The organism is Pseudomonas sp. UM16 (assembly GCF_050312595.1).
Lineage (GTDB): Bacteria > Pseudomonadota > Gammaproteobacteria > Pseudomonadales > Pseudomonadaceae > Aquipseudomonas.
Genome location: NZ_JBNPJT010000037.1, coordinates 1 through 5,068, shown reverse-complemented (window position 1 = coordinate 5,068; position 5,068 = coordinate 1). Strand labels below are relative to the sequence as shown.

Genomic DNA, 5,068 nt, shown 5'->3' with positions numbered 1-5,068 from the left:
AAGATAAGAGCACGACTTGTAACATATGTCAGAATCAATAGACCTTATTGTCCATTGAATATAATACTCATTACCGGTTTTTGTTGCGGTTGAATCTGGTCCTCTAAGCGATACTGCGCTTTCGCATACCTGATCATCAGTTTTCGTCAGCATCACCGACATGTTGAATGGTTTATCTAAATACGTCCAGCTGAAAGCGCAAATAGAGTCATTGGCTCCCAAAGAGGTACAGGCGCCTAGTTTATAGCCTGTAAAGTTGGGGTTGCCCATATTTTTATAGGCATTCATGAAGGCGTTAGCCGCAGACTCAGGAGTATCCTGAACGCCGGTAGCGGTGCATTGATTTGGATAGACTGACGCCGATGACTGATTGCAAGTCCACCCGGCAAATGCCCATGAACTAGGAAGCAAAGATAAAAGGCCGATTAGAGAAATAAGTTTTTTCATTTCACCATCCAGCAAACACGGCAAACGCACAACCAGACCCAATACAGAAAAAAGCGAAGTACCAAAGCTGGTCCATGAGAAATGCCTTAATTTTGGTAAAAAAAAGGGCGCCCGAAGACGCCCAGACGATTGCGAAAATTAACGGAGGAAGTTAAGAACGATCTTAGCGCCCTTGATGCCTGCATAAACAGTAGCGAGAAGGCCGGCCACAGCGAGCACCCCAACGGAGATACCACTGAAATCAATGCCGGAAGTCAGGCCGGTATAATCCCAGGCGCCTTCAGCAGCGAAAACAGACGGAGCCGATACAGTAGTTGCGACAACAGCGGCAGCAGCGAACAGTTTTTTGATAGACATAGACAAATCCTTACGATTGCTTGATGAAGTTTAGAAATGCGCGAATCCCCATAGCCATTATCAAAAATGATGCAGGCAATGAGAATCCGGCCCCAAAAGCTTGAGCCACTATTGATGGATCAAGTTGAGACGGGTCGAAGGGGGCCGTAGTAGTTACAGCAACCCAACCAGTAGAACAAACAGGCACCCCGCCTTCAGAGGTTATTTCAGAAGGACAATAAAGGGTGCCAGACATTAAGAAGCCTTCTGAACAGCTGCGCCAGTACCGACTGGGCGCTGTTCCTCAATACGCAAAGGGATACCAGCCAACTGGTAATTCAGCTCTTTATAGCGCTCGTTATAAGAGACGTTGAACGGAGCGTATACTTCGACGCCCTTTTGAGCGCGGTAAGCATTGTGGAGCCCCTGTTTGACTGCATCACCGAATACGGAAAGCTCATAAAGCTCGAATTGCTTCATGCCATTGCGATTAAGGCTCTCGGCCTGGATGCCTACAATTGCCCAGGGCTTCTCAGGTGTGCCACGGTCGATAACATCAACGATTACGCCTTTCAGGATCTTCATTTATCATTTTCCACTGGGGGGTTAAATGCCCAGCCGGGCACAATTACATCAGGATCACGCCTGAAGGTTTTAAAATGTCTGCGGGAGCTTTGCCGCTTTACTTCTTGTTGAGCCAGTGCAGCCAAAAAGACGCGCATAAGGCTATTAACACAAGCAGATTGATCCAGTCCTGGAGATCTAATTGCAACATCTATCTGGGCCTCCACCTCAAAACGCAGGTTCTGATAAGTCACACGATCCACTTAGTAACCCATCCATTCAGCAAAGCATGGAGTACCTTTAGTTTCATAATCGAGCACCCAAAGACGCTCAGGCTTAGCTGCTTGCTCTTTGCGGGACTCAAGAGCTTGAATGGTTTGTTCTACAGACTGCTGGAGAACCGTGTTAGAACGCGATGCCACGAGAGCCTTTCGGAACTCGATATTGCGGCGATCTGACGCTGTTAGACGTGCTCCGTCAAAACGTACGGTAATCACGCTGCAACCAACTGTAAATGGCCAGACGGACGCTTGTACCAGTTTGGAATTTCGATAACCGAAACGCGCGTAACTTCTCGTATTTCTTTGACAATGACAGGCGAGAATTTTGTATGGTCGAACGGCATGCGGATGTTTATTCCGATACGATTAAGGTGCGCAGCATGCTCATTAACCTGGCGTTTCGAAAAGTCCAATGGAGTTTGTGCATTCATCCACTGGATCGCGTACATTGCAGTCGTATTGGCTGCCCTCATATTAGGGCGCACGCCCGAAGCTACAAGCTGTTCAGCAATCGATAACAGGTCCATGGCATTCACCTTAAGCTTCTGATCAAGCTTCAAAAAATCTTCATGGAGGCGGGCAAGCTCACCTTCTTCAAATAAGCCCCAATAGGCTAAGTGATGGCGTTTGAGAAATTCAGCCTTGAATCCTTGTTCAAAACGAACAATGCCTTGCTCTTCGCAATAGGCCTGAACTTTCTGGATATATTTATACTCTTCGGAGGTCTCGCCGAAGATTCTTTTTAATTTTGGGAGACTATTACTAAGCATTTCAAATGCTTTATCGTAAGCCTTACGGAATTGAAGACGAGCTCCCTGCCCTAGAGCCTTAGTTGTCCAGGTGACAGTGCGACCATTGGGATATAAAAAACCATAATTCCTACCGATAGCTTGACTTGAAATGCCTTTCAAATATGCGGGCACGTTACCTTTACCGACAGCGTGATTGCTCGTCACATCAATGCGAGTAATTACCATGCCATCGGCAGTGGTACCAACATGTTGTCCGTCTGGACCTTGGCGAAAATCAATCCGGGTACACTTCGTTAGCGGAGGAAGGCCGTATTGAGCCAAAATACGGTTGTAAACGATCACGCACTGTTCAATTGTTGTATAACCAAAAAGGTTGTCTGCCCTATCGATGCGGCTTGGATTCCCTTCAATGAATACCCGACGGCCATGAACTCTGATGATTATCACGGTCGACCAGCTGCCTTCATGCTTGAAGCCAGGTTGCTTGCTCGACAAAAGCTCGCCAGTCTTTGAGCACAGGGTCTCAATGACAATGTCCGTCACCTTGGGCAGGTCGAAATCGTATTCCTGGTAGGCGGAGAGCCAGTCGTAGAAGATGTGCATCCCTGAACCTTGCTAGCGAAACCACGGATTACCGCTGTCATAACGGAGGTATTCCGCGATGATAGACAGTCCACCGATGCAGTCAAGAGAAAAAGAACGGTTTTTTCCTGATAATAGGGCTATAGCCACGGGAAACTGTCTTTGGAGACGAGCAGAATGGGCATTGGAACGAGGATCAGGCAGGAACGACTCAAGCAAGGCCTGGAACTCAAGGAGCTAGCCAGGCTCAGCGGAATGCCTGAGAGGACGCTGGCGGACATCGAGCGTGAGGTCTCGAACCCGAGAGCAGACAACCTGAAGAAAGTGATCATTTCACTTGGCTGTTCAGCCGATCAGATCATGTTCGACGACGATGAACTGACGGAGGACGGTGACTTATCACTTCTGGTACGCGAGCTGAGCAAAACGGAAGAAGAAACCAGGCAAACGGTCAAACGTGTGATCCGAGCAATGCTCGTACAAGAACGTGTATTCGAGCTGGAGCGAATCAGGATGGAGGAAAATCGAGACCGACAGAATCTGGCGCTTCCTCTAAAACGCTATGGAAAAACGGCTCAACAAAAATGAAAAAATGCGGATATCCGCAATGAAGTGGGGGTGTAACAGCACCCCCACTCCTCCAGCCAGAAATCGCAAGGATCGCTACAAGTGCTGAACAGCAAGTGCCAAGGCCTGATCGAGATGCAGGAGCTCACCGTGCAAGGTATCGAGCGCGAATTGCTCGGTTGGCTGATCCTGATGGGGCTGGAGCCTCGACGCTACGGAGAGGCTCCACTGATCTCTGTTTTGATTAACCAGGTCAAGCTGAATGCCGGATCGTTCGGCACCTCAACCCATCGACTGATCTTCATGGCCATCGAGCGTCTGTACCGACGACAGGACCCGATCGACATCCTTCTCATCCTGGAGGATCTGGAGCAGTCAGGCGATCCAATAACGCTGCAGGAACTGGCCGAAATAGCACGGGATACGCCGTCAGGCTTGATGGAAAAAGTGGACGCTATGGCTCGAATCATCAAAGCGTTTGGGGATCTTCGATCAGGCTTCGACACCAAAGAAAAAATCAGTCGCCGGCTGATGAGATTCCGCGAGGTCATGGACCACGGTTATTCGCATGGTGCCGTGTGGTGGACAGAAGATCCTCAGTGGCTGCTATCAAATCCGCACGGCGAGCACATCTGCTACGTCTATTACACCGAATAAAAGCAAAGTCGTCTCCGACGGCCCTCCGGGGGGTCACCCTTTGTGACGCGGCGGGAGTCAGGAGGAAAAGCACCTCCTAACTCCCTTGCAGAGGGTAAGGGTCAGCGTATGGTCAAGGGTACGCTTCGCCCGGGACTCCGTTCATCGTGACGATGAAGCGCTGTCACGACGAGCCGGGGTCGCGGCCCTTGACTTAGCCGAGCACGGGAAAAGGACGCAGCAAAAAGCCCGCTGAGAAGCGGGCTTCGTAAGTGCCTTTCGGCCAGAAATATTGCAACGTGCCTTTCGGCCAACGCGGCAGAATATACCCCAAAACCTAGGCTCTTTCGAGCCGCCACGCTTCCTGGAACAGAGCTTTGATCGCTGCCTGACGCTCTTTTGTGAAGGTGGAAATGCCCTTGCGCAGGCGCGGTTCTCGCCAAAATTCATTCCGCAAAAGCTGGTGATAAAACACTTCCTGAGCCGTAATCGTAGGCTGATCAGTGCCGTAAAGGACGCCTACTTTGAGCCCGAGATTGTAGCGATTGGAGATGATCCAGGACGAATCGGTAATGCTCGAAACAGCCTCAGAAAGAGCCTGGCAAGCCACGCGAAAATGAGGGGCCGCCGACCCTGCAGCACGAAGCGAATCCAGAGCCTCAGCCCTGATTTTTTCAGCCAAAGCGATCTGCTTTGCAGTGCCTTCCACCCTACTCCCTCCATCATTTTTGATTGCAAAAACGTGCTGCAGCTCGATGACCTGGTTGAATAAATGCCATCAAAAAAGGGCCACGCATAATGCACGCTATGTGTAAATCCGGCGCCGGGGCTGCGCGATTTTCCCGGCGCCTGATTCGGCCTAATCGGCCGGCTTCGCTAACATAACGTGCGTCACATTATGCG

General features: G+C 50.1%; 8 protein-coding genes. 2 read left to right on the top strand and 6 right to left on the bottom strand.

What is annotated here, in order from left to right; genetic code table 11:
* The 5 genes from ACQRAX_RS25305 to ACQRAX_RS25285 form a co-directional block, all read right to left on the bottom strand.
* On the bottom strand, nt 1–447 hold a 447-nt coding region (locus ACQRAX_RS25305; RefSeq protein WP_412041603.1), incomplete at its 3' end, for a hypothetical protein.
* Between the two features lie 138 nt (nt 448–585).
* Complete coding sequence (locus ACQRAX_RS25300; RefSeq protein ID WP_145193626.1) at nt 586–804, bottom strand: hypothetical protein; 219 nt, start codon at nt 802–804, stop codon at nt 586–588.
* A gap of 234 nt (nt 805–1,038) precedes the next feature.
* A complete protein-coding gene (locus ACQRAX_RS25295) occupies nt 1,039–1,368 on the bottom strand; it encodes a hypothetical protein (RefSeq protein ID WP_145193624.1) in 330 nt (109 codons plus the stop codon).
* Nucleotides 1,365–1,610: a hypothetical protein gene (locus tag ACQRAX_RS25290; protein WP_412041604.1), complete on the bottom strand. Its 246-nt coding sequence runs from the start codon at nt 1,608–1,610 to the stop codon at nt 1,365–1,367. Before ACQRAX_RS25290 ends, ACQRAX_RS25295 begins: the two co-directional genes overlap by 4 nt.
* Before the next feature lie 230 nt (nt 1,611–1,840).
* Nucleotides 1,841–2,983, bottom strand: coding sequence for a phage/plasmid replication domain-containing protein (locus tag ACQRAX_RS25285; protein ID WP_412041605.1), 1,143 nt, complete (start codon nt 2,981–2,983; stop codon nt 1,841–1,843).
* A gap of 156 nt (nt 2,984–3,139) precedes the next feature.
* On the opposite strand from ACQRAX_RS25285, the gene ACQRAX_RS25280 reads away from it, so the two are divergent.
* Both ACQRAX_RS25280 and ACQRAX_RS25275 read left to right on the top strand, forming a co-directional pair.
* The gene (locus ACQRAX_RS25280; protein WP_267815924.1) at nt 3,140–3,550 is read left to right on the top strand and encodes a helix-turn-helix domain-containing protein; all 411 of its coding nucleotides are present in this window, start codon (nt 3,140–3,142) and stop codon (nt 3,548–3,550) included.
* Between the two features lie 81 nt (nt 3,551–3,631).
* Nucleotides 3,632–4,186 (top strand): DnaB-like helicase N-terminal domain-containing protein, encoded by a 555-nt coding sequence (locus ACQRAX_RS25275; protein ID WP_412041606.1) that lies wholly within the window; start codon nt 3,632–3,634, stop codon nt 4,184–4,186.
* Nucleotides 4,187–4,502: 316 nt separating this feature from the next.
* Here the strand turns inward: ACQRAX_RS25275 and ACQRAX_RS25270 are convergent, their stop codons facing one another.
* Complete coding sequence (locus ACQRAX_RS25270) at nt 4,503–4,874, bottom strand: hypothetical protein (RefSeq protein ID WP_412041607.1); 372 nt, start codon at nt 4,872–4,874, stop codon at nt 4,503–4,505.
* Between the last annotated feature and the right edge of the window lie 194 nt (nt 4,875–5,068).